This window comes from Roseivivax isoporae LMG 25204 (assembly GCF_000521865.1).
GTDB lineage: Bacteria > Pseudomonadota > Alphaproteobacteria > Rhodobacterales > Rhodobacteraceae > Roseivivax > Roseivivax isoporae.
Map to the genome: position 1 here is coordinate 52,944 of NZ_JAME01000018.1, position 21,761 is coordinate 74,704.

A 21,761-nucleotide genomic window follows, 5' to 3' on the forward strand; every position below is an offset into this window, starting at 1 on the left:
TCGGTGCGCGGACCGGCGGGCAGGGCCCGGGATCCGCGTTCGGAGGGTATATAGGGAGCGGATTTTTGGCCTGCAAGCAGCGCCTGCCGCCGGTTGTGGCAAATTCGCCGGGTCAAGCGGCCTGCCCGTGCCCGGTTGCATCGCCCCGCGAAACCCGGTCATCCTGCCTCCCGTGACCGAGATGCTGGAGATCGGCGGGTTCGAGATCCATCCCGCCCTGCTGGACCGTCCGGCGCAGGAGGCGCTGGTCGAGGACCTGCGCGCGGTGCTCGCGCAGGCGCCGCTCGTCCAGCCCGAGACACCGCGCGGCCGCAAGATGTCGGTGCGCATGTCGGCCGCGGGCCGCTACGGCTGGATCAGCGACCGGCGCGGCTACCGCTACAGCGACACGCATCCCGCCGGCACGCCCTGGCCGTCCATTCCCGAGGCCGTGCTGGCGATCTGGCGGCGTGTCGCGCCGGGCGCGCGGGATCCCGAATGCTGCCTCATCAACTGGTACGGCGAGGGCGCCCGGATGGGCCTGCACCAGGATCGCGACGAGACGGACATGTCGCAGCCCGTGGTGTCGGTGTCCCTGGGCGACGACGGTCTCTTCCGCATGGGCAACGAGGAGCGCGGCGGCCCGACGCGCTCGGTCTGGCTGCATTCGGGGGACGTGGTGGTCATGGGCGGCGCGGCGCGGCTCCGCCATCACGGAGTCGACCGGATCCGGTTCGGATCGTCGACGCTCCTGCCGCGCGGCGGCCGGCTGAACCTGACGCTGAGGGTCGTGACCTGAGGCCGGCCGCCCCGGCTCAGCGCTCGGCCGTGTCCAGCGAGCAGCACCCGGCGAGCGTCCGAGGCATGGTTCCGCCCACGAGCACGGTCGCGGAAAGACCGTAGAGCCTGTCTGACATCCCGTCGCTGCATTCCGCGGCCCGGATCGCCAGAGCAAGCGTGCGGCCCGCCGCGCCGCCCGTGACGCCGAACACGTCCGATCGCCCCGCGCCCGGCTGCACCGGACCGGTCAGGAACAGCGCCTCGCCCTCGGGGTCGGAGAGGTTCGAGAGCCCGCCGGCATCAGCGTCGAGCGACCAGAACGGTTCGGTCCCGAAACAGGACAGGCGGCTGACCTCCGGCAATGCCCCGCCGTCCTGCGGGGCCAGAAAGCCGAGCGACACCCAGCCCGCGCGTTCCCCGGTGTTGACGCGCCCCCAGCCGTCCGGGGCGGTGCGGGCCGTGACCTCGACGCCCACGGCATCGGGCGCAAGCTCGCCGATCTTCTCGGCAGCCGCGTCGGGTTCGGCGCGGATGTTGAGGACGTCGCCCGGCGCCACGCCCGCGACCGAGAAGAGCGCAGGCAGCGTGACCGGCGGCGCGATCTCCTCCTGGCCGGCCGCCGGCAGCGCGAGGACTGCGGCCAGGGCCGCCATCGCGACGGCCCTCACCGGCGCGCCCCCCAGGAGGCCGAGGCATGCTTGCGCGTGTAGAATTCGCCCATCAGTCCGATCATGAGGAAGACGATACCGAACCACAGCGCGTATTCCCAAGTGGAATTTCGCGGAAAGTAGTTCACGAACGTATAGCCGCGCGCCTGGTCGATGGCGTGGAACAGCGGATTCCAGTCGAACAGGTTCAGCATCGCGGGCGGCAGCGCGTTCGCGACGAACATCTTGCCCGAGGCGATCATGTTGGCGCGCTGGTAGATCGTGGTGACGATTCCCACCGGCACCGGTGCCCAGGGCTTGGCCGCCAGCAGGACCATGCCGATCGCCGCCCCGGTGAACCACGCGAGCAGCAGCATCCCGAAGGCCGCGATGGGCATGTGGATCTCGGACAGCACGCCCGGGTTCAGGACGACATCGTAGGCGAAGAGAATGACGAAGAGGCTGAGAACCTGGATGTAGAGCGTCGACAGCATCGCCGCGAGGATCGCCACCGCGGTGTTCATCGGCGCGTGCTGCATCATCGGGCTCGTCGGTCCCTCCGCCCCCGCGACCGCGCCGAGGGTCTTGGAATGCGTGAGGTAGAGGAACACCCCGGTCATGATGTAGAGCAGGAAGTCGCCGCGCAGCGAGGCCCCGCGCAAGCCGAGCAGCGAGAACATGAAGTAGAACACCGCGACGAAGACGATCGCCTGCAGGATGTTCATGAAGATCGCCATCAGCGCGTTGCCGTGGGTCTTGCGCACGGACCGCACCGCGCTGTGGTACACCACTTCCGACAGGTAGTAGGCCGAGCCGATCCGGGTGCGCGGCTGGGTGGTCTGGAACATCCTCGTTCGCTCCGCTCTGCCGGTGTCGGGCACCGTGCCGTCCTTCCGGCGGATCACCGATCGCCGCATCCTTGCGCAGACGGACGGCCCGGCGGCGCCGTCCGCCCGCGCGCGCCTTGCCGGACACGTCTGCGGCGAGCATAAGGGGCGCGCCGGACCGCATCAATGAACCCGGCAATTGTGCCATCGAAAGGGCGAAGGCTTGAATTATTCCGAACTCTCCACCGTCATGCGCCGACTGGCCCTCGAGGCCGGCGAGAAGATCATGCAGATCTACAACTCGGACGACTTCGAGGTGAAGACCAAGTCCGACGCCTCTCCGGTGACGGAGGCCGACGAGGCTGCCGACGCGCTGATCTCGGCGGGATTGCGGGCCGCCTTCCCCGACACCGCGCTCGTGACCGAGGAGCAGGCGGCGAGCCACGATCAGGACGTGGCGACGTTCCTGATCGTCGACCCGCTCGACGGCACCAAGGAATTCGTGAACCGCCGCGGCGATTTCACCGTGAACATCGCCTACGTCGAAGACGGCGTCCCGGTGCGCGGCGTGGTCTACGCCCCTGCCAAGGAGCGGCTGTTCTACACCGACAGCGTCGGCGGGTCGGTCGAGGAAACCGGGCCCTTCGATCCCGACACGCCGGGCGAGACGAAGCCGCTTCGCGTGGGGAAACCCGACAATTCCGCCCTCATGGTGGTGGCGTCGAAATCGCACCGTGACGCCGCGACGGACGACTACATCGGCAAGTACGCCGTGCACGACATGACGAGCGCCGGCTCGTCGCTCAAGTTCTGCCTCGTGGCGACCGGGGAAGCCGACCTCTACCCGCGGCTCGGGCGCACAATGGAATGGGACACCGCCGCGGGACACGCGGTTCTCGCCGGCGCCGGAGGCCGGGTGGTGCGCTTCGACGACCACACCCCGCTCGACTACGGCAAGGCGGGTTTCGCGAACCCCTTCTTCATCGCCTACGCTCCGGGGGTCGACCTCAAGGAGGGCTGAGAGGGGATGGAGCCGCCGTCCGTCAGCGTGATCGTGGTGTCGCGCGGGCGGCCCGCGCTCCTGTCCCGCTGCATCACGGGGCTCTCGCAGCTCGACTGGCCGCGGCTCGAACTGGTGGTGGTGGCCTGCCCCGACGGCTGCGCCGTCGTGTCCGCGCGGCCGGACGCCGCGGCGATCAAGCTCGTGCCCTTCGACGTGCCCAACATCTCGGCTGCGCGGAACCACGGCATCGCGGCGGCCGCGGGCGAGATCGTGGCCTTCATCGACGACGATTCGGTGCCCGAACCTTCGTGGCTGCGCCACCTCCTGGCAGTCTTCGCCGATCCGGAGGTGGCGGCGGCGGGCGGCCACGTGATCGGGCGCAACGGCATCACCCTGCAATGGGGCTCCCGGGCCGTGGATTCGGGCGGCGTCGCGACGCCGCTCGCCATCCATGCCGACAAGCCCACCGTCCTGACCGGCCGCCCCGGCCGGGCGATCAAAACGGAAGGCACCAACATGGCGCTGCGGCGCGAGGCGCTCGCGGCCGCGGGCGGCTTCGACCCCGCCTTCCGGTTCTACCTCGACGAGACCGATCTCGACATGCGCCTCGCCGCCGAAGGCGCGGCAGTCGCGATCGTGCCGCGCGCCCAGGTTCACCACGGCTATGCCGAAAGTGCCCGCCGCGCAGGCAACCGCACGCCGCGCGACCTGTTCGAGATCGGCGCCTCGACCATGGTCTTCCTGCGCAAGCACTGCCCGCCTGAACTGCATGCCCGCCACCTCGAGCGGCTGCGCGCGGACCAGCGCGCGCGGCTCCTGCGGGCGCTCCGGGACGGCCCGCTCGACCCGCTCGACGTGCGCCGGATCCTGCACGGCCTCGAGCGCGGCATCGCCGACGGCGCCGCCCGTCCGACCGGGGAAACCACACCGCTGCCCCGTGCGGCGGAAGGGTTCCGGGCATTTGCCGCGCGGCCCGGCGCCACGCACCATGTTTTCACTGGTCCTTGGCGGCGGCGCGCGGCGCTCAGGCGCGCGGCGCAGGACGCCGTCGCAGCGGGGGATCTTGCGACCGTGCTCCTGCTGTCCCCCACCGCGCTCTATCACCGCATGCGATTCCGGCCCGAGGGGTTCTGGGAACAGGCGGGCGGCATCTTCGGGCGCTCCGACCGGGGCGACCCACTCTTCACACTGCACACGCGCCGATCCCGCGCACACGCAGAGGTTGCGCGCCTCGCAACGGTCAGGCCATTGTCGGAGGACGGCAGGACCGGCGGGAAAACGCCAGATCCGATCCGTATGATACGTTGATGACGTCTTTTGGTGAGTTGATCGCGTCGGCCGGTCGGATCATTGAGGGATGAAACGGCCCGGCGCATCGGTTAGCCTCTTCCATGAAGAAAGCGGAGCACAGCATGTCGAACAAGGTCACCAAGGCGATCTTCCCGGTCGCGGGTCTAGGAACGCGGTTCCTGCCTGCGACGAAATCCGTTCCGAAGGAGATCATGACGCTCGTCGACCGGCCGCTCGTCCAGTACGCCATCGACGAGGCGCGCGCCGCCGGGATCAAGGAGTTCATCTTCGTGACCTCCCGCGGCAAGGGCGCGCTCGAGGACTACTTCGACCACGCCCCGAGCCTCGAGGACGAGCTGCGGAAGAAGGGCAAGGACGACCTGCTCGAGGTGCTGAAATCCACCTACATGGATTCGGGCGAGATCGCCTATATCCGCCAGCACAAGGCGCTCGGCCTCGGCCACGCCGTCTGGTGCGCGCGGCGGCTGATCGGCGACGAGCCCTTCGCGGTGATCCTGCCCGACGACGTGATCGCGGCTGAGACGCCCTGCCTGCAGCAGATGGTCGAGGCCTACGAGCAGACGGGCGGCAACATGGTCGCCGCCATGGAGGTTCCGCAGGACAAGACGTCATCCTACGGCATCCTCGACGTGGCCGAGGACATGGGCCAGCTCGTCCAGGTCAAGGGCATGGTCGAAAAGCCCAAGGCGGCTGACGCACCGTCGAACCTCGCCGTGATCGGGCGCTACATCCTGTCGCCCGCGGTCCTCGAGAACCTCAACGACATGCAGACCGGGGCCGGCGGCGAGATCCAGCTGACCGACGCGATCGCGAAGGAGATCGGCGGATCGGGCGGCGTCTACGGCCTGCGCTTCCGCGGCCAGCGGTTCGACTGCGGTTCGAAGGCGGGCTTCCTGCAGGCGACCGTCGCCTTCGGCCTCGAGCGGCCGGATCTCGGCGACGACCTGCGCCGCTTCCTCTACGAGGTCGTGTCGGCGGAAAAGGCGGCGGAATAATCCCTCCATGCCCAACGTCCTCGTGACCGGCGGTGCGGGCTATATCGGCTCGCACGCCTGCAAGGCCCTGATGGCGGCCGGCTTCACGCCGGTCACCTACGACAACTTCTCGACCGGGTGGCGCGACGCGGTGAAATTCGGCCCCCTCGTCGAGGGTGACCTGACCGATCGCGCCGCGCTCGACCGCGCCTTCGCCGAACACGCGCCCGTCGCGGTCATGCATTTCGCCGCACTGAGCCTCGTGGGCGAAGCGATGTCCAACCCCGGCAAGTACTGGCACAACAACGTCGCCGGATCGCTGACGCTGATGGAGGCGGCGGTCGCGGGCGGATGCACGAACTTCGTCTTCTCCTCCACCTGCGCGACCTACGGCGAGCACGACAACGTCGTGCTGGACGAGAACACGCCGCAATCGCCGCTGAACGCCTACGGCGCGTCGAAGCGCGCGATCGAGGACATGCTGCGCGACTTCGAGGCCGCGCACGGGCTGCGGCACGTGATCTTCCGCTACTTCAACGTGGCGGGCGCCGATCCCGATGCCGAGGTGGGCGAACATCACCGGCCGGAGACGCACCTGATCCCCGTGATGCTCGAGGCGATCCAGGGAAAGCGCGACGCGCTCACGATCCACGGCACCGACTACGACACGCCGGACGGCACGTGCATCCGCGACTACGTGCACGTCTGCGACCTGGTGGACGCGCATGTCCTCGGGCTGACGTGGCTGCAGGACGGCAAGGCCAGCCGCGTCTTCAACCTCGGCACCGGGCGCGGCTTTTCCGTGCGCGAGGTGATCGACGCCTCGCGCGCCGTCACCAACAGCGAGGTCCCCTATTCGGAGGGACCGCGCCGGGCCGGCGACGCGACCAAGCTCGTCTCGGGATCGACACGCGCGGTGGAAGAGCTCGGCTGGACCCCGAAGCATTCCACCATGGCCCGGATGATCGCCGATGCCTGGCGCTGGCAGCAGACCGGTTCCTACACGCGCTGAGGCCCCTGCGCGGCTCCTGGACCTGACCCGTCTCGTGAGCCGCGCCGGTCGCACGCCCACGGGCGTCGACCGGGTCGAAACCGCCTATCTCGCGCGGTTCCTGTCGGACGACGTGCCGCTGTTCGGGCTCGTGCGCACGAGCCTCGGCTATCTCCTGCTGGACGGGGCCGGCGCCCGGGCCGTCCTCGACTCGGCGGAGCGTGGCTGGGGCCGTGCGGGACCGCTGGCACACCTACTCCGGCAGAATGACCCGGCGCGCGCCGCCGCCGAGACGCGGCTCCGGCGTCTCGCCCTCGGCCGCGCGCTGCCCGGGCGGCTCGGCGCGCTCCTCCGCCGCCGGCTGCCCGACGGCACGTGTTACGTGAACGTCGGCCACGCGAACCTCGACGCGCATACCTGGAAGGGCCTGGGGCAGGTGCCGGGCTTGCGCGCCGCCGTGATGCTGCACGACACGATCCCCCTCGACTGGCCGGACTTCCAGCGGCCGGGCACGCCCGAACGCTTCGCGACGCTGTTCCGCGGGGTGATGGACACCGCGGACCTTGTGATCGCCAACTCGCGGGTCACGGCCGACGACATCACCCGCCATGCCGGGACAAATCTGCCCGAGATCGTCGTCGCGCCGCTCGGCGTCGCGCGGCCGCGCGCAGGCCCGCCCCCCGAGGGGCCCTGGACGGGCACTCCCTATTTCGTCTCGCTTGGCACCATCGAGCCACGCAAGAACCACACGTTCCTGCTCGACATCTGGGACCATCTCGGCGCCGGGGCGCCCCACCTCCTGATCGTCGGCACCCGCGGGTGGGAAAACCACGAGACCTTCGCCCGGCTCGATGCGCGGCCGCAGCGCGTGCACGAACTGAACGGACTGTCCGATGCGCAGGTCTTCGGCCTGCTCGCCGCGAGCGCGGGCCTGCTCTTTCCAAGCCGGGCCGAAGGCTACGGCCTTCCGCTGGTCGAGGCGGCGGCGCTCGGCGTGCCTGTCCTCTGCAACGATCTTGCGGTTTTTCGCGAAATTGGCGGGGACTTTCCAATTTACGCCACGATCGGCGATCATTACTCTTGGGCGTCAACGGTACGGCGTCTCGCGCGGGACGCCGACGCGCGGCAGGACAGGCAGGGAAACAGCAGCTCCGGCCGGAGGATCCCTCGCGATCCGCCGGCCTGGGATGACCATTTCGCGCTTGTCCTTCCGCGCCTGTAAGGGCCCGGTTCCACGGTCGGAACGCGGGCGGTGTGAGGATTGCGAGTGAAGGTATGGCACTCATACCGGCTGAGGTTGCAGCGCAGGCGCTGGCGCATCCGCGCCTTCCGCAAGCGCCGCGAGCTCCGCGCCGTGGCCGACCGCAGCGCCACGATCCGTCCCGACGACCTGCTGGTGTTCTCGACCGCGCGCAACGAGGGCGTCCGCCTGCCGTGGTTCCTGAACTATTACCGCGACATGGGCGTGAACCACTTCCTGATCGTCGACAACGATTCGACCGACGGCTCGCGTGACTACCTCGCCGCCCAGCCCGACGTCTCGCTCTGGCATACGACCGCGAGCTACAAGCGCGCGCGCTTCGGGGTCGACTGGCTGAACTGGCTGCAGATGCGGCACGGACACGGGCACTGGTGCCTCGTGGTCGATCCCGACGAGCTGTTCCTCTACCCGTTCTGCGACACGCGGCCCCTGCGTGCCCTGACCGACTGGCTCGACGCGTCCTCCATCCGGTCGTTCTCGGCCATGCTGCTCGACATGTATCCCAAGGGTCGCATCGACGCGCAGCCCTACGCGGCGGGACAGGATCCGCTCGAGATCGCGTGCTGGTTCGATGCCGGCAACTACGCGATCTCGCGCAATCCGCGCTACGGCAACCTCTGGATCCAGGGCGGCCCGCGGGCGCGGGTGTTCTTCCGGAACGAACCCGAACGCGCGCCGGCGCTCAACAAGATCCCGCTCGTGCGCTGGGACCGCCGGTTCGCCTACGTGTCCTCGACCCATATGCTGCTGCCCCGCGGCCTGAACCTCGTCTACGACGAGTGGGGCGGCGAGAAGGCGTCGGGCGTCCTGCTGCACACCAAGTTCCTCGACACCTTCGGCCACAAGGCCGAGGAGGAGCTGGCCCGCCGGCAGCATTACGGCGGGTCCAAGGAATACATCGCCTATGCCGAGGGCATCCGCGACAATCCCGAGCTCTGGTGCAGCTGGTCCGAGAAGTACATCAACTGGCGCCAGCTCGAGATCCTCGGCCTCATGTCCAAGGGGAACTGGGCATGAGCGTCGGGATCATCATGCTGGTGCACACCGCGCTCGACCGGGCCGAACAGGTGGCGCGCCACTGGACGCGCGCGGGCTGCCCGGTGGTGATCCACGTGGACAGCGCCGTGCCGACCCCGGTGGTCGCCGCCTTCCGCGCGGCGCTCGCCGACGTGCCGACCATCCTCTTCTCGCGGCGGCATCGCTGCGAATGGGGCAGCTGGGGGCTGGTCGCCGCCAGCCAGGACGCAGGCACGCTGATGCTCGCCACCTTTACCGACGTGCAGCACGTGTACCTCTCCTCGGGGTCCTGCATGCCGCTCCGGCCCGTCGAGGAACTTGTGGCCTACCTCGCCGACCGGCCGCGCACGGATTTCATCGAAAGCGCCACCACCTCCGAGGTGCCGTGGACGGTGGGCGGGCTCGACGCGGAACGGTTCACCTTGCGCTTCCCGTTCTCGTGGCGCAGGAACCGCTTCCTCTTCGACCGGTTCGTGGCGCTCCAGCGCGCCGTGGGCTACCGGCGCCCCATCCCCGAAGGCCTGACGCCGCACATGGGGTCGCAATGGTGGTGCCTCACGCGCAAGACGCTGTCCTCGATCCTGCACGATCCGCGCCGCGCGGTGCACGACCGCTACTTCCGCTCGGTGTGGATCCCGGACGAGAGCTATTTCCAGACGCTCGCGCGGCTTTATTCCGACACCATCGAGAGCCGGTCGCTGACGCTGTCCAAGTTCGATTTCCAGGGCAAGCCGCACATCTTCTACGACGACCACCTGCAGCTCCTGCGCCGGTCGGACTGTTTCGTGGCGCGCAAGATCTGGCCCCACGCCGATCGTCTCTACGAGGCGTTCCTGGGCGACGGCGCCGGCCAGGGCGCACGGGCGGAACCGAATCCCGGCAAGATCGACCGCATCTTCGCCAGGGCGGTGGAGCGCCGGACGCGCGGGCGCCCCGGCCTCTACATGCAGTCGCGCTTTCCGAACTGGAGCTGGGAGAACGGCGTGACCGCCGGGAAGTATTCGGTCTTCCAGGGTTTCGGCGACCTCTTCCAGGATTTCGGGGACTGGCTGGCGCGCGCCACCGGCGCGCAGGTGCACGGCCACCTCTTTGCCAGGGACCGGGCCGAGTTCGCGGACGGCCAGAGCGTGGTGAGCGGGGCGCTGTCGGACAGCGCGAGCCTGCGCGACGCCAATCCGCGCGCCTTCCTCACCAACCTGATCTGGAACACGCGGGGCGAGCGGCAGTGCTTCGCGCTCGGGCCGCGCGACAACGTCTGGATCAACTGGCACATCGCCCGCGACCCCAACGCGCAGGTCTCGGTCATCTCGGGCGCCTGGGCGGTACCGCTCTTCAAGTCCGACCGCGGCTTTCCCGAACTCCGCCGCGAGGCTGCGGCGCTGCAGAAGATCGAGGCACGGATGCTCGACGAACTGCGCGCCCCGGACGTGAAGGCCCGCATCCGCATCTGGACCATGGCCGAGTTCATCGAGGCCCCGATGGAGCCCCTGCAGCTCATCATCGACGAGATCGGCCCGCGCCAGCCGCGCCGGCTGGCCGAGGCCCCGCGCATGGAGGACCTGACCGGGTTCGGCCAGTTCCTGCAGAACCTCAAGAACCAGGGGATGCATCCCTACCTGATGGGCGACTTCCCGGTCGATCCCCCGCCGCGGCACGGCCAGCGCCCGGCAAAGCGCCCCTATCTCGTGAAGAAATCCGGATGATGCCGCGCGCCGCGCGTCGTCTCCGCCTGCAAGGCCAGCCATGACCGACCGCTTCGACTATTTCGTGATCTTCGCCGAGATGCGCACCGGCTCGAACTTCCTCGAGACGAACCTGAACGCCTTCCCCGCGCTCACCTGCCACGGCGAGGCGTTCAACCCGCACTTCATCGGCTATCCGAACGCCCAGTCGATCCTCGGCATCGACCAGGCCGAGCGTGACGCGGACCCCGAGCGGCTGCTTCGGCAGATCGCGCGGGCGACGCCGGGACTGGGCGGCTTCCGCTACTTCCACGACCATGACCCGCGCATCCTGCAGACGGTGCTCGACGACCCGCGCGCGGCCAAGATCATCCTCACGCGGAACCCCGTGGACAGCTATGTCAGTTGGAAGATCGCGCAGGGCACCGGCCAGTGGAAGCTCACGAACGTGGCCAGGCGGCGCGAGACCCGGGCCCGGTTCGACGCGCAGGAATTCGAGCAGCACCTCGCCGCCCTGCAGGATTTCCAGGTGCTGATCCAGCGCAGCCTGCAGCATGGCGGGCAGACTGCTTTCCACGTGGCCTACGAGGACCTGCAGGACGTGGCGGTGATGAACGGGATCGCGCGCTGGCTCGGCATCCCCGACCGCCTCGAGGGGCTCGACACCTCGCTCAAGCGGCAGAACCCGGAATCGGTCGAGGACAAGGTCGAGAACTTCGCCGAGATGGAGGCGGCGCTGGTGCGCCTCGACCGCTTCAACCTCTCTCGCACGCCGAACTTCGAGCCGCGGCGCGGGCCGGTCGTGCCGTCCTACCATGCGGGCGCGCGGACGCCGCTCTTGTACCTGCCGATCCGCTCCGGCCCCGAGGCGGCGGTGCTGGACTGGATGGCGGCGCTGGACGGGGTCGGGACCGACGCGCTCAAGAACGCGTTCAGCCAGAAGACGCTGCGCCAGTGGATGCGCGAGAACCCGGGGCACCGCAGCTTCACCGTGGTGCGTCACCCGCTTGCCCGCGCCCACGAGGCATTCTGCGCGCGCATCCTGTCGACCGGGCCCGGCAGCTTCGCCGCGATCCGCCGGACGCTCGTCAAGCAACACGGGCTCGATCTGCCCGAGAGCGCGCCCGGCGCCGACTACGATGCCGACCGACACCGACGGGCGTTCGAGGGGTTCCTGCGGTTCCTCAAGGCGAACCTCGCCGGACAGACCGCGATCCGCGTCGACGCGCACTGGGCGTCGCAGAGCCAGTGCCTGCAGGGACATGCGGAGTTCGCGCTGCCCGACATGATCGTGCGCGAGGACGAGATGCCGGCCTACCTGCCCGCGCTCGCCATGCAGGTCGGACATGCCGCCCCGCCAGATCCCGCGCCGCATGTCGTGCAGGCGCCGTTCGGGCTCGCGCGGATCTACGACGACACGCTCGAGGCGCTGGCACAGGAAGCCTATGCCCGCGATTACATCATGTTCGGCTACGGTGCGTGGGGGTGATGCGGCCGCGTCAGGCGGCCTGGACCGGCGTGGCCTCGGTCAGGATGGTGTAGAGCTTGCCCGGGTCGGGATTCGCCCGCAGCTTGGAGCAGAAGCTCGCGTCGCGCAGCGTCCGCGACACCAGCGCGAGCGCCTTCAGGTGCTCGACGCCCGCATCCTCGGGCGCGAACAGCGCAAAGACGATGTCGACCGGCTGACGGTCCACCGCCTCGAAGTTCATGGGCTTCTCCAAAAGGATGAAGACGCCGGTCACGCGGTCGACCTCGGCGAGGCGCGCGTGCGGCAGGGCGACGCCATGACCGACGCCCGTCGGACCGAGGCTCTCGCGGTCCATCAGCGCCTCGCAGGTGGCATCGGCGTTGACCCCCAGCGCGACTTCCGCGGTCTCGGCGATGTCGTGCATCAGCCGCTTCTTGCTGGACGCGCCCGCGATGACGCGCACCGCTGCCGGGTTCAGAAGTTCCATCAACGTCATCAGGTCGCCTGCTCTGTTGTTTGGGGCGGCCCCGCAGAGGGCCGCCCGTCGTATCCGGGAGACCCGCCTTACGGATCGATCCAACCGATATTGCCGTCGTCGCGGCGGTACACGACGTTCACGCCGTCCTTCTTGTCGTTCCGGAACACGAGCACGGGAGCGCCGGCGAGTTCCATCTGCATGACAGCCTCGCCGACGGACAGGGACGGGATCTGGGTCTCCATCTCCGCCACGATGATCGGCTGCAGCGTATCGGGCTCAGCCGGGTCCTCGGCCTCGGCATTGCCGGCGAGGATATACGAGGACGCCCCGAAGAGTTCAACCGGGGTCGTCCGCTCCTTGTGATGGTCCTTCAGCCTGCGCTTGTAGCGGCGCAGCTGCTTGTCCATCTTCTCCACGCAGGCATCGAGCGCGGCGTAGATCTCGTTCGCGTGCGCCTTGGCGGTGCAGTTGAGGCCGGTCGACAGATGGACCACGGCCTCGCAGACGAATTCATGCCCGGACTTCGAGAAGATCACATTGGCATCGGTGGGACGGCCCGAATACTTCTCGATCGTTGCGCCGAGCTCCGTCTTGACGTGGCTCTGCAGCGCCTCGCCGATGTCGATCTGTTTCCCCGTGATCTGGTAGCGCATGTGGATACGGTGTCCTTCTTTTTAACGACCGCGCAGGACATCGCGACCGCGCGCGGGGGCGCGGCTCGGGTGGCCGGTACGGTCGGGAACTGACGCCCGCGTGGCGCCCGTGACCTCGGCCTCCGAGGCAGGAGGCCGAAAGAGACACAAGGCAAGGGCTCGCGGCATCATCCCTCCATTTGAGATGAGAAGGCCGCGTCCTGTCAAACGAAACCCGCGCCGCATTCTCCGAAATTGCGCCGCGCGGCGCGGCCCGCAGCGCCGCACGTGCAGCGCGCCGCCTGCGGGATTTCAGCCGAAGCGGAAACTGTCTCCGAGGTAGACGCGGCGCACGTTCTCGTTGCGCACGACCTCGTCGGGCGTGCCCGACATCAGCACCTGCCCGTCGTGCAGGATGTAGGCGCGATCGACGATCTCGAGCGTCTCGCGGACGTTGTGATCGGTGATCAGCACGCCGATTCCCCGTGTCCTCAGGTCCGCCACGAGGGCACGGATGTCGCCCACGCTGATCGGGTCGACGCCGGCGAAGGGTTCGTCGAGCAGGAGGTACTTGGGATCGGCCGCAAGGCAGCGCGCGATCTCGACCCGCCGCCGTTCACCGCCCGACAGCGCCAGCGCGGGCGCCCGGCGCAGGTGCTCGATCGAGAACTCCGACAGCAGCGCCTCGAGCCGGCGCCGCCGCTTGTGGCCCTCGTCCAGGCTGATGTCGAGGATGGCCGAGATGTTGTCCTCGACCGACAGGCCGCGGAAGATCGACATCTCCTGCGGCAGGTAGCCGATCCCCATGCGGGCGCGGCGGTACATGGGCAGGTAGGTGGCGTCCTGCCCGTCGATCAGCACCTGCCCTCCCTCGGGGTTCACGAGCCCCGCGATGGCGTAGAAGCTCGTCGTCTTGCCCGACCCGTTCGGGCCGAGCAGCGCCACGACCTCGCCGCGGTCCAGCGTCAGCGACACGTCGCGGATCACCACCTTCTTGCGGTAGCTCTTGCGCAGGTGGCTGACGGTCAGGCCGTGCGGGCCCTCCGCGATGCTGAGATCTGCGCGGCCCATCTCATTCCGACCCGGGACCGCCGGGCTGAAGGACGGTGCGCACGCGCCCGTCCATCTGCGCCGTGCCGCCGTCGAGGTCCACCACCAGCCGGTTCGACGTCAGCGCGTTGTCGCCCTGTGTCAGCAGCACGTTGCCCGTCATGACCACGGTGCCGGCATCGATGTCGTAATCCGCGCGGTCGGCCTCTGCCGCGTCCTCGCCCGAGACGAGCGTGACGCCACCCGTCGCCTCGAGCCGCTCGATCCGGCCCGCCGATTCGCCGTAGACGACGAGCACCCGCGGGGCGGCGAGGCGCATCTCGCCCTGCCCGATCACCACGTCGCCGGTATAGAGCGCGGTGCCGTCGCTCTGGTTCACCTCGAGCTGGTCGGCGCTGACCTCGACCGGCAGGTCGCTGTCCTGACGCATGGAGCCGAAGGCGACATCTGCGCCCTGGGCATAGGCAAGGGAGAGCGGCACCAGCAGCAGCGCCGCGAGCGGCAGGACACGGAACATGGGTCGGACGCCTTCTGTCGGTTCACGGCTCATATATCACGTCCACGCCGTCGGTGAAGAGCAGCCGCACATCCCCGGGCGCGCCGCCCTCGGCCGTGCTTTCCTCTATCCGCATGCGGCCCGCGGTGATCCGGCCCGCCGGGCCGGTGCCCTCGACGCGACCGTCCGTCTCGACCGCGATGCGCGACAGCGAGGTGGTGAGCGCCGGGGTGCGCAGGACATAGCCTTGCGAGCTCTCGATCTCGACACCGCCGGACAGGAGCGCGGTGCCGTCCGCGTCGACGACCCGCGCCGTCGGGGCCGCGAGGTCGATCCTTCCGCCGTCCTCGAAGGTCATGGTGCCCGTCAGCGCCTCGGCCAGTACGTCGCCCTCGGCATCCGGATCGGGCCGGGCGCGCGCTGCCTCGAGCCGCAGCATGGCGCCCGAATCCGTGGTGCCGGAATAGGACGGTGCCGTCACCTCCTCGGATCCGCGGTCGGCAAGGTCGCGGGCGGTAGCGACGGGGATGTTCTCGGTCGGATCGGTGCTGCGCGCGAAGAGGAAGATCGTGGACAGGAGCCCGAGCGCGACAAGCGGCAGGAGCAGCTTGAGCCACGACACCATCGCGGAGTAGGTGCCCGGACCGCGCGCCAACTGACCGCGCCCCCTCAGCTGTGCGCGAAGATGTCGGTCTCGTCCCACCCGGCGAGGTCGAGCCGCGCGCGGTCGGGAAGGAAACCGAAACAGGCCTCCGCGAGATCGGTGCGGCCCTCGCGCGCCAGCATGCCGTCCAGCACCTCGCGCAGGCGATGCAGGTACAGCACGTCCGAGGCGGCGTATTCCGCCTGCGCCTCGGTCAGCGTCTCGGCCCCCCAGTCGCTCGACTGCTGCTGTTTCGAGATGTCGACGCCAAGGAGCTCCTGCGTCAGCGCCTTGAGCCCGTGACGGTCGGTATATGTGCGGACGAGACGGCTCGCGATCTTTGTGCAGTAGACGGGCCGCGCCAGCGCTCCGAACGTGTGGTGCAGGGCCGCGATGTCGAAGCGGCCGAAATGGAACAGCTTGACCACCTGCGGGTCCTCGACGAGGCGGACGAGGTTCGGCGCCTCGCGCTGGCCCTGTGCCACCTGCACGAGATGCGCGTCCCCGTCACCCGCCGACAGCTGCACGAGGCACAGGCGGTCGCGCTTGAGGTCGAGCCCCATGGTCTCGCAGTCGATGGCGACCGCGGGCCCGAGGTCCAGGCCGTCCGGCAGGTCGCCCTGGTGCAAGTGGATCGTCATGTACCGCTCCTCGTCCCGTGTCGTGCCCGTGCGTCGATGGCACATAACCAGTGCCTTCGGACGAGACAAGGCGATGCCCCCGCGCGACGCGCGGCATGCCCGCTCAACCCGCGGCCCATCGATCCGTACGGAATCGGGCAGTGATTCGGGCGGAATATGGCGTGAATGGGGCAGAGCCGGCGCACTTTCGCCCACTGACAACAAATCTGTAACATCAAGTGAGGTCATCACACAGCCTGCGCGTGTCGCTTCCGAGGCACCTCGACAGACGCATCGGTGCAGCGCCCCATGGGACCGGGCACGTCGTCATTGCACCTGCACGAACGCCAAACTGTTTCGAAACGACCGACAATCGAAATGCTGTGACCTCACGGGTCCGAGGCCATTTTGGATGCAAACACCTACGATTCACGTCCGAGGCGAGCATCGTTTCCACCGCACCCTGCGCCGCAGGTCCGGAGCGCCCTGGATTGTTCGCGATCCGACCGCTCGCGCGCCAGGCGGAAATCGAGCCTTTCCGATGGCCTGGGGCTTCTATGCCCGCGACCGCTGCGCGCGCGGCCCTGCCGCAAGGATCGTGGGGAATTCCCGCCATGGCTGTATCTTCGTGAGGTACGTTGACTAAATGCCGCCATATTTCCATACCCAGAGGGCGCACGAGTGCCATGTTTCGGATGGCGCGGGCGCATCGCGGCACCTGGGGGTCGGTGCGTTCTTATCGAGGGTAAAGAGTTTGCCAGGCACCAGGAGAACCGAAACGTCCTGAAATGATCGCCGGTCCGTTTCCGGCATTCCTTCCCGCCGTTCGCGGGAGGGCCCCGGTCCGCGCGTTCGCGGCCCGGCTGGCATCTGTCTGTCTGTACCCCGTTGCGTCTTGCCTCTTGGAGGGCACTGTGAGTTTACATGTTCGTCAGCCCGCGCAGTTTTCGGCTGATTTCGAGTTCCTCATCCGCGACGCCCTGTCCCCGGACACGCGTCCGCGCCTCTACCGCGACCGCTTCAAGCGCCTACTCGACATCGCGCTCGTGCTCGTCGCGGCCATCCCGGTCCTGCTGGTCCTGCTGCCGTTCTGCATTCTCGTCGCGCTCGACGGCGCCTCGCCGATCTACCGGCAGAAGCGCGTCGGGCTGGGGGGAAGGGTGTTCAACATGTGGAAGCTGCGCAGCATGGTGGTCGACGCCGACGCGCGGCTCGAAGCGCATCTCGCGGCGGACCCGCGGGCGCGGATCGAGTGGACCATCAATCAGAAGCTCCGGCACGACCCGCGGATCACCCCCATCGGGCACCTGATCCGCAAGGCGTCGATCGACGAGCTTCCGCAGCTGTGGAACGTGCTGCGCGGCGACATGTCCCTGGTCGGCCCGCGCCCGATGATGGTGTCGCAGCGCGACATCTACCCGGGCACGGCCTATTACGCGCTGCGGCCGGGGATCACCGGGTACTGGCAGACATCGGTGCGCAACCTGTCGAGCTTTTCCGAGCGGGCGCGGTTCGACCATGCCTACCTGCGCGACCTGTCGTTCGGAACCGACCTCGCGGTGATGCTGCGCACGGTGCGGGTCGTGCTGACCGGCACCGGCTGCTGAGCCCTCGGCCGGGGCGTCGGACGCCCCGGCAGCGTGCCATTTTCCCTTTCAGCTCTGTGACTTGCGCTCCGCTGCATCGCGGAGAAGGCCCATCAGCTCGTCGAGCATCTTCTGGCCGGTCGCGTCGTTGAGGCGGCCGCTGTCGTCCCATTTCTGCGAGGTCTGGCCGACGAAGACCTCGGGTCCCGGCAGCACCAGCGGACGGAACGGGTTGAGGCAGAGCCGGAGCATGTTCTGCGCCCGCTGCCCGCCTGCGCCACCGGCCGCGGCAGACACGATGGCCACGGGCTTGTCGCGCCAAGGATTGCCGTCGGTCCGGCTGACCCAGTCGAGCGCGTTCTTCAGAACGCCGGAAATTCCCTTGTTGTATTCGGGGGTTGCCACGATCACGGCATCTGCCGACGCGATCGTGTCCGCCAGCGCCTGCACCTTCGCCGGGATGCCTTCCGCCTCGACGTCGCCGTTGTAGAGCGGCAGGTCGAGGTCGGCCTCGATGAAGGTTGCGGGGCCGAAACGGTGTGCGGCCTCGCGCATCAGAAGCCGATTGGTCGAGGCGCGGCGCAACGCGCCGCACAGTCCGACAAGCGTGAGGTCGGTCATGGGCGGTGGGTCTCCTGTCGTATGGGTCCGGTATGGCTTGCGTATGGCTCGGGTCTGGCCCGCGCATGCCCGTCACATCTGACACGAAAGGGCGCCGCGGCAACCCGCGACGCCCCTTCCCGGTCCTTAGGACGCCGGCACGGCCCCGCGGGGCCGCACGCGGCCGTCAGGCGTTCGGCAGGATGACGATCTCGACCCGGCGGTTCTGCTGACGGCCCTCGGGCGTCAGGTTCGACGCGACCGGCTGGTCCTCGCCGCGGCCGATGGCGCGAACGCGGTTCGCCGACACGCCGTTCGAGATCAGGATGCCCGACACTGCCTGCGCGCGGCGCTGCGACAGGTCGTAGTTGTAGGACGCGTCGCCGGTGTTGTCGGTGTGACCGATGACCTGGATGGTCTGGTTCGGGTACTGGCGCAGGTTTCCGGCCACGGCGGCGAGGTCCCCCTGGATCGACGGCGACACCTGGGTCGAGTCGGTCGCGAAGAGGATGTTCTGTGGCAGCGTCACGACCAGGCGGTCGCCGGTGTTGCGCACGTCGATCTGGCTGTTGCCGACCTGGTTGCGCAGCTCCGCCGCCTGCTTGTCGAGCTCGTTGCCGACGAGGGCGCCCGCGCCCGCGCCGACGAGCGCGCCCGCGGCCGCGTTCGCGCGCCGCTCTTCGGGGTCGTTGCCGAGGATGGCGCCGGCGGCGGCGCCGAGGCCGGCACCGATCAGCGCGCCGGACTGGGTGTTGCGGCGCGGGTTGTTGGGATCGTTGAGCGCGGTGTCCGCGCACGCGCTCAGAACCAGCAGCGCCGCGGACGACAGAAGAAGGGAGGATCTCGCTCGGATCATGTGGTGCCTCGTTCCTTGGTGTTCGGTCCCGGTTTCGGGATCATGCACTGGTATAGAGCGACATGGCGCCCTCCTGAACTGGAACGAACGGGAATTCGGCGAAGTTCCGCCGGGGCGGACACGGGATGTTTCAGCGGCTCACGCGGGCTCCGCCGCCTCGGCGCGGGCGGATTCCCAGGCGAGGATGGCGCGTTTCACCGGCAGGCCCCAGTGGTAGCCGCCGAGCCCGCCCGATTTCCGCAGCGCGCGGTGGCAGGGGATCAGGAAGCTGACCGGGTTGCGGCCGACGGCGGTCCCCACGGCGCGCACGGCGCGCGGGTGACCGATCGCCTCGGCGATCTCCGAATAGGTGGTGACGTGGCCCGAGGGGATGCGCATCAGCGCCTCCCACACCTTGATCTGGAAGGGCGCGCCGATGACGAAGAGCGGCGCGCGGTCGGGAACCGCGCCGAAGGCGGCGTCGGCCCAGGGGCGCAGCGTGTCGGGCTCCTCGACGAAGCGGGCCATGGGCCAGCGGCCCGAGAGGTCGGCGAAGGCCGCGTCGGGCCCCGCCTCGGCGGAGAAGGCGATGCCGCAGATGCCGCGGTCGGTGCCGGTGACGAGCGCGGGCCCGAACGGGCTGTCGAACCAGCCCCAGCGCACGGTGAGCCCCTCACCGGCGCGGGCCCAGTCGCCCGGCGACATCGCCTCCCACCGCAGGAAGAGGTCGTGCAGCCGCCCGCCGCCCGAGAGGCCGGTCGCGTGCGCCGCCGCGAGCGTGGTGAAGCGGTCGCGCAGGAGCGCCTTGGCGTGGCCGAGGGCAAGATATTGCTGCAGCCGCTTGGGACTGACGCCCGCCCATTCGGAAAAGAGGCGCTGGAAATGCGCGGGGCTCATGTTGACCTCGCGCGCGAGGTCGTCGAGGCGCGCGCCGGGCCCGAGCCGGTCGACGGCGTCGATGGCCCGCGCCATCACCCCGTAATGGTAGGCGCGCGCCCCCTCCGGGCTCGCGGCAGTCTCGATCTGGTCCAGCACGGACATGGGCGTCATCCCCCACAGGTGGCGTTGCCCAGAGACTAGGCGGCACGCCCTCGTCGCGCGACCCGAATATTGCGCATCCCGGCGCTTGCGGTCATATGTCGGCGCCGATGGCCAGGCAGCTCGATTACCACACGATCCGCGCGATCTTCGACCGGTTCCAGACCGCCGAGCCCGAGCCCGAGGGCGAGCTCGAGCACGTGAACGCCTTCACGCTGGTGGTGGCGGTGGCGCTGTCGGCTCAGGCCACGGATGCGGGTGTGAACAAGGCGACGCGCAAGCTGTTCGCGGTGGCCGACACGCCCGAGAAGATGCTCGCCCTGGGCGAGGAGGGCGTGACCGAGCACATCCGCACCATCGGCCTCTTCCGCAACAAGGCGAAGAACGTCATCAAGCTGAGCCGCATACTCGTCGAGGAGTATGGCGGCGAGGTCCCGAACAGCCGCGCGGCGCTCGAAAGCCTGCCCGGCGTCGGACGCAAGACCGCGAACGTGGTCCTGAACATGTGGTGGCGGTTCCCGGCGCAGGCGGTGGACACCCACATCTTCCGCGTGGGCAACCGCACCGGGATCGCGCCCGGACGCGACGTGGTCGCGGTGGAGCGCGCGATCGAGGACAACGTGCCGGTCGACTACCTGCTGCACGCGCATCACTGGATGATCCTGCACGGCCGCTACACCTGCGTCGCGCGCAAGCCGAAATGTCCGGCCTGCCTGATCCGCGACCTCTGCCCATTCGAGGAGAAGACCCCATGAAGACCTACCAGGTCGTCGGCATCGGCAACGCGATCGTCGACGTGCTGACCCGCGCCGACGACAGCTTTCTCGACCACATGGGCATCGAGAAGGGCATCATGCAGCTCGTGGAACGCGAACGGGCTGAGACGCTCTACGGCGCGATGGAGGCGCGGGTGCAGGCGCCGGGCGGATCGGTGGCGAACACCCTCGCGGGGCTCGGCAATCTCGGCCTCCGGACCGGGTTCGTGGGCCGGGTGAAGGACGACGCGCTGGGACGGTTCTACGCCGCCGAGATGGAGAAGATCGGCACCGACTTCCTGAACGCGCCGAAGGCGGGGGGCGAGCTGCCCACGTCGCGGTCGATGATCTTCGTCTCGCCGGACGGCGAGCGGTCGATGAACACATATCTCGGGATCTCGGCCGAGCTTGGCCCCGACGACGTGCCGGACGCGGTCGGCGGCACCGCCGAGATCGTGTTCCTCGAGGGTTACCTCTTCGACAAGGACAAGGGGAAGGACGCGTTCGGCGCGCTGGCGCGGGGCTGCCGCGCGGCGGGCGGGCTCGCGGGCATCGCCATCTCGGACCCGTTCTGCGTCGAGCGGCACCGCGAGGATTTCCTGCGGCTGATCGAGCATGACCTCGACTACGTGATCGGCAACGAGGCCGAGATCCGCGCGCTGTTCCAAAACGACGACCTCGAGGCGGACCTGGCCGCGGTGTCCGCGATCTGCCCGCTGGTGGTCTGCACGCGGTCGGGCGACGGGGTGACCATCATCCGCGAGGGCGCCCGCACCGACGTGCCGGTGAAGAAGGTGGTGCCGGTCGACGCCACCGGCGCGGGCGACCAGTTCGCGGCGGGCTTCCTCTACGGGCTGGCCACGGGCCGGGACATGGAGACCTGCGGACGCATGGGCCACGCGGCGGCGGGCGAGGTGATCTCGCACATGGGGCCGCGGCCCGAGGCGTCGCTGCCCGCCCTGTTCCGCGCCGAAGGCCTGATCTGAGGGCGCGCCGGGGGAGCCGGCGCACCTGATGGATTCCTTACCTTACGTCACTCAACTCGCAGGTGTATCCTCGGATCATTGGCACCGCCCAGGCGGTGCGCA

At 69.1% G+C, this 21,761-nt stretch carries 23 protein-coding genes; 12 read left to right on the forward strand and 11 right to left on the reverse strand.

Going from position 1 to position 21,761, the window contains the following annotated elements; all coding sequences use genetic code 11:
- Positions 1-181 precede the first annotated feature (181 nt).
- The gene (locus RISW2_RS12665; protein ID WP_043771750.1) at positions 182-778 is read left to right on the forward strand and encodes an alpha-ketoglutarate-dependent dioxygenase AlkB family protein; all 597 of its coding nucleotides are present in this window, start codon (positions 182-184) and stop codon (positions 776-778) included.
- A gap of 16 nt (positions 779-794) precedes the next feature.
- Here the strand turns inward: RISW2_RS12665 and RISW2_RS12670 are convergent, their stop codons facing one another.
- On the reverse strand, positions 795-1,412 hold the full coding sequence (locus tag RISW2_RS12670) for a COG3650 family protein (protein ID WP_043771752.1): 618 nt from the start codon (positions 1,410-1,412) through the stop codon (positions 795-797).
- An 11-nt stretch (positions 1,413-1,423) separates the two neighbouring features.
- Positions 1,424-2,254, reverse strand: a complete 831-nt coding sequence (locus tag RISW2_RS12675) for an ABC transporter permease (RefSeq protein WP_043771754.1) — start codon at positions 2,252-2,254, stop codon at positions 1,424-1,426.
- 202 nt (positions 2,255-2,456) lie between these two features.
- Between RISW2_RS12675 and cysQ the strand changes: the two genes are divergently transcribed.
- The 8 genes from cysQ (at position 2,457) to RISW2_RS12715 (ending at position 11,961) form a co-directional block, all read left to right on the forward strand.
- A complete protein-coding gene (cysQ, locus tag RISW2_RS12680) occupies positions 2,457-3,254 on the forward strand; it encodes a 3'(2'),5'-bisphosphate nucleotidase CysQ (RefSeq protein WP_043771757.1) in 798 nt (265 codons plus the stop codon).
- Between the two features lie 6 nt (positions 3,255-3,260).
- The gene (locus RISW2_RS12685; RefSeq protein WP_051492010.1) at positions 3,261-4,544 is read left to right on the forward strand and encodes a glycosyltransferase family 2 protein; all 1,284 of its coding nucleotides are present in this window, start codon (positions 3,261-3,263) and stop codon (positions 4,542-4,544) included.
- 104 nt (positions 4,545-4,648) lie between these two features.
- Positions 4,649-5,542, forward strand: a complete 894-nt coding sequence (gene galU, locus RISW2_RS12690; RefSeq protein WP_043771848.1) for a UTP--glucose-1-phosphate uridylyltransferase GalU — start codon at positions 4,649-4,651, stop codon at positions 5,540-5,542.
- Positions 5,543-5,549: 7 nt separating this feature from the next.
- The gene (gene galE / locus RISW2_RS12695; RefSeq protein ID WP_043771759.1) at positions 5,550-6,533 is read left to right on the forward strand and encodes a UDP-glucose 4-epimerase GalE; all 984 of its coding nucleotides are present in this window, start codon (positions 5,550-5,552) and stop codon (positions 6,531-6,533) included.
- Between the two features lie 34 nt (positions 6,534-6,567).
- A complete protein-coding gene (locus RISW2_RS12700; protein WP_162164327.1) occupies positions 6,568-7,734 on the forward strand; it encodes a glycosyltransferase family 4 protein in 1,167 nt (388 codons plus the stop codon).
- Between the two features lie 45 nt (positions 7,735-7,779).
- Positions 7,780-8,790, forward strand: a complete 1,011-nt coding sequence (locus tag RISW2_RS12705; protein ID WP_043771764.1) for a glycosyltransferase family 2 protein — start codon at positions 7,780-7,782, stop codon at positions 8,788-8,790.
- Positions 8,787-10,493, forward strand: coding sequence for a DUF5927 domain-containing protein (locus tag RISW2_RS12710; protein ID WP_043771766.1), 1,707 nt, complete (start codon positions 8,787-8,789; stop codon positions 10,491-10,493). Before RISW2_RS12705 ends, RISW2_RS12710 begins: the two co-directional genes overlap by 4 nt.
- 40 nt (positions 10,494-10,533) lie before the next feature.
- Entirely contained in the window at positions 10,534-11,961 is a 1,428-nt protein-coding gene (locus RISW2_RS12715) for a nodulation protein NodH (RefSeq protein WP_043771768.1), read from the forward strand.
- Positions 11,962-11,971: 10 nt separating this feature from the next.
- Here RISW2_RS12715 and RISW2_RS12720 read toward each other — a convergent pair whose 3' ends face one another.
- The 6 genes from RISW2_RS12720 to RISW2_RS12745 all read right to left on the reverse strand — a co-directional run bounded on the left by RISW2_RS12720 (position 11,972) and on the right by RISW2_RS12745 (position 15,880).
- Positions 11,972-12,436 carry a PTS sugar transporter subunit IIA gene (locus RISW2_RS12720; protein WP_043771770.1) on the reverse strand — a complete coding sequence of 155 codons (465 nt, stop codon included), beginning with the start codon at positions 12,434-12,436 and terminating at the stop codon, positions 11,972-11,974.
- Positions 12,437-12,504: 68 nt separating this feature from the next.
- Positions 12,505-13,071 carry a ribosome hibernation-promoting factor, HPF/YfiA family gene (gene hpf / locus RISW2_RS12725; RefSeq protein ID WP_043771772.1) on the reverse strand — a complete coding sequence of 189 codons (567 nt, stop codon included), beginning with the start codon at positions 13,069-13,071 and terminating at the stop codon, positions 12,505-12,507.
- 291 nt (positions 13,072-13,362) lie between these two features.
- A complete protein-coding gene (gene lptB, locus RISW2_RS12730; protein WP_043771774.1) occupies positions 13,363-14,121 on the reverse strand; it encodes an LPS export ABC transporter ATP-binding protein in 759 nt (252 codons plus the stop codon).
- 1 nt (position 14,122) lies between these two features.
- Positions 14,123-14,617 (reverse strand): lipopolysaccharide transport periplasmic protein LptA, encoded by a 495-nt coding sequence (lptA, locus tag RISW2_RS12735; RefSeq protein ID WP_043771776.1) that lies wholly within the window; start codon positions 14,615-14,617, stop codon positions 14,123-14,125.
- Between the two features lie 22 nt (positions 14,618-14,639).
- On the reverse strand, positions 14,640-15,251 hold the full coding sequence (gene lptC, locus RISW2_RS12740) for an LPS export ABC transporter periplasmic protein LptC (protein ID WP_043771778.1): 612 nt from the start codon (positions 15,249-15,251) through the stop codon (positions 14,640-14,642).
- 14 nt (positions 15,252-15,265) lie between these two features.
- Positions 15,266-15,880, reverse strand: a complete 615-nt coding sequence (locus RISW2_RS12745) for a ribonuclease D (protein ID WP_043771781.1) — start codon at positions 15,878-15,880, stop codon at positions 15,266-15,268.
- Positions 15,881-16,773: 893 nt separating this feature from the next.
- On the opposite strand from RISW2_RS12745, the gene RISW2_RS12750 reads away from it, so the two are divergent.
- Positions 16,774-17,466: a sugar transferase gene (locus RISW2_RS12750; protein WP_043771783.1), complete on the forward strand. Its 693-nt coding sequence runs from the start codon at positions 16,774-16,776 to the stop codon at positions 17,464-17,466.
- 48 nt (positions 17,467-17,514) lie between these two features.
- Here the strand turns inward: RISW2_RS12750 and RISW2_RS12755 are convergent, their stop codons facing one another.
- The 3 genes from RISW2_RS12755 to RISW2_RS12765 all read right to left on the reverse strand — a co-directional run bounded on the left by RISW2_RS12755 (position 17,515) and on the right by RISW2_RS12765 (position 19,921).
- On the reverse strand, positions 17,515-18,066 hold the full coding sequence (locus tag RISW2_RS12755; protein ID WP_043771785.1) for an NADPH-dependent FMN reductase: 552 nt from the start codon (positions 18,064-18,066) through the stop codon (positions 17,515-17,517).
- Positions 18,067-18,232: 166 nt separating this feature from the next.
- On the reverse strand, positions 18,233-18,901 hold the full coding sequence (locus tag RISW2_RS12760) for a YiaD family glycine zipper/OmpA-like lipoprotein (protein WP_043771786.1): 669 nt from the start codon (positions 18,899-18,901) through the stop codon (positions 18,233-18,235).
- Positions 18,902-19,039: 138 nt separating this feature from the next.
- A complete protein-coding gene (locus RISW2_RS12765; protein WP_051492011.1) occupies positions 19,040-19,921 on the reverse strand; it encodes a methylated-DNA--[protein]-cysteine S-methyltransferase in 882 nt (293 codons plus the stop codon).
- Between the two features lie 107 nt (positions 19,922-20,028).
- Between RISW2_RS12765 and nth the strand changes: the two genes are divergently transcribed.
- The gene (gene nth / locus RISW2_RS12770) at positions 20,029-20,673 is read left to right on the forward strand and encodes an endonuclease III (protein WP_043771853.1); all 645 of its coding nucleotides are present in this window, start codon (positions 20,029-20,031) and stop codon (positions 20,671-20,673) included.
- Positions 20,670-21,659, forward strand: a complete 990-nt coding sequence (locus RISW2_RS12775) for an adenosine kinase (RefSeq protein ID WP_043771788.1) — start codon at positions 20,670-20,672, stop codon at positions 21,657-21,659. Before nth ends, RISW2_RS12775 begins: the two co-directional genes overlap by 4 nt.
- The last annotated feature ends 102 nt before the right edge of the window (positions 21,660-21,761 follow it).

What these genes read in the sequence shown, in the direction of transcription:
- RISW2_RS12665 (WP_043771750.1), top strand. Translation starts at nt 182, where the DNA reads ATGCTGGAGATCGGCGGGTTCGAGATCCATCCCGCCCTGCTGGACCGT.
- RISW2_RS12670 (WP_043771752.1), bottom strand. Translation starts at nt 1,412, where the DNA reads ATGGCGGCCCTGGCCGCAGTCCTCGCGCTGCCGGCGGCCGGCCAGGAG.
- RISW2_RS12675 (WP_043771754.1), bottom strand. Translation starts at nt 2,254, where the DNA reads ATGTTCCAGACCACCCAGCCGCGCACCCGGATCGGCTCGGCCTACTAC.
- RISW2_RS12685 (WP_051492010.1), top strand. Translation starts at nt 3,261, where the DNA reads ATGGAGCCGCCGTCCGTCAGCGTGATCGTGGTGTCGCGCGGGCGGCCC.
- galU (WP_043771848.1), top strand. Translation starts at nt 4,649, where the DNA reads ATGTCGAACAAGGTCACCAAGGCGATCTTCCCGGTCGCGGGTCTAGGA.
- galE (WP_043771759.1), top strand. Translation starts at nt 5,550, where the DNA reads ATGCCCAACGTCCTCGTGACCGGCGGTGCGGGCTATATCGGCTCGCAC.
- RISW2_RS12710 (WP_043771766.1), top strand. Translation starts at nt 8,787, where the DNA reads ATGAGCGTCGGGATCATCATGCTGGTGCACACCGCGCTCGACCGGGCC.
- RISW2_RS12715 (WP_043771768.1), top strand. Translation starts at nt 10,534, where the DNA reads ATGACCGACCGCTTCGACTATTTCGTGATCTTCGCCGAGATGCGCACC.
- RISW2_RS12720 (WP_043771770.1), bottom strand. Translation starts at nt 12,436, where the DNA reads ATGACGTTGATGGAACTTCTGAACCCGGCAGCGGTGCGCGTCATCGCG.
- hpf (WP_043771772.1), bottom strand. Translation starts at nt 13,071, where the DNA reads ATGCGCTACCAGATCACGGGGAAACAGATCGACATCGGCGAGGCGCTG.
- lptB (WP_043771774.1), bottom strand. Translation starts at nt 14,121, where the DNA reads ATGGGCCGCGCAGATCTCAGCATCGCGGAGGGCCCGCACGGCCTGACC.
- lptA (WP_043771776.1), bottom strand. Translation starts at nt 14,617, where the DNA reads ATGTTCCGTGTCCTGCCGCTCGCGGCGCTGCTGCTGGTGCCGCTCTCC.
- RISW2_RS12745 (WP_043771781.1), bottom strand. Translation starts at nt 15,880, where the DNA reads ATGACGATCCACTTGCACCAGGGCGACCTGCCGGACGGCCTGGACCTC.
- RISW2_RS12755 (WP_043771785.1), bottom strand. Translation starts at nt 18,066, where the DNA reads ATGACCGACCTCACGCTTGTCGGACTGTGCGGCGCGTTGCGCCGCGCC.
- RISW2_RS12760 (WP_043771786.1), bottom strand. Translation starts at nt 18,901, where the DNA reads ATGATCCGAGCGAGATCCTCCCTTCTTCTGTCGTCCGCGGCGCTGCTG.
- RISW2_RS12765 (WP_051492011.1), bottom strand. Translation starts at nt 19,921, where the DNA reads ATGTCCGTGCTGGACCAGATCGAGACTGCCGCGAGCCCGGAGGGGGCG.
- nth (WP_043771853.1), top strand. Translation starts at nt 20,029, where the DNA reads ATGGCCAGGCAGCTCGATTACCACACGATCCGCGCGATCTTCGACCGG.
- RISW2_RS12775 (WP_043771788.1), top strand. Translation starts at nt 20,670, where the DNA reads ATGAAGACCTACCAGGTCGTCGGCATCGGCAACGCGATCGTCGACGTG.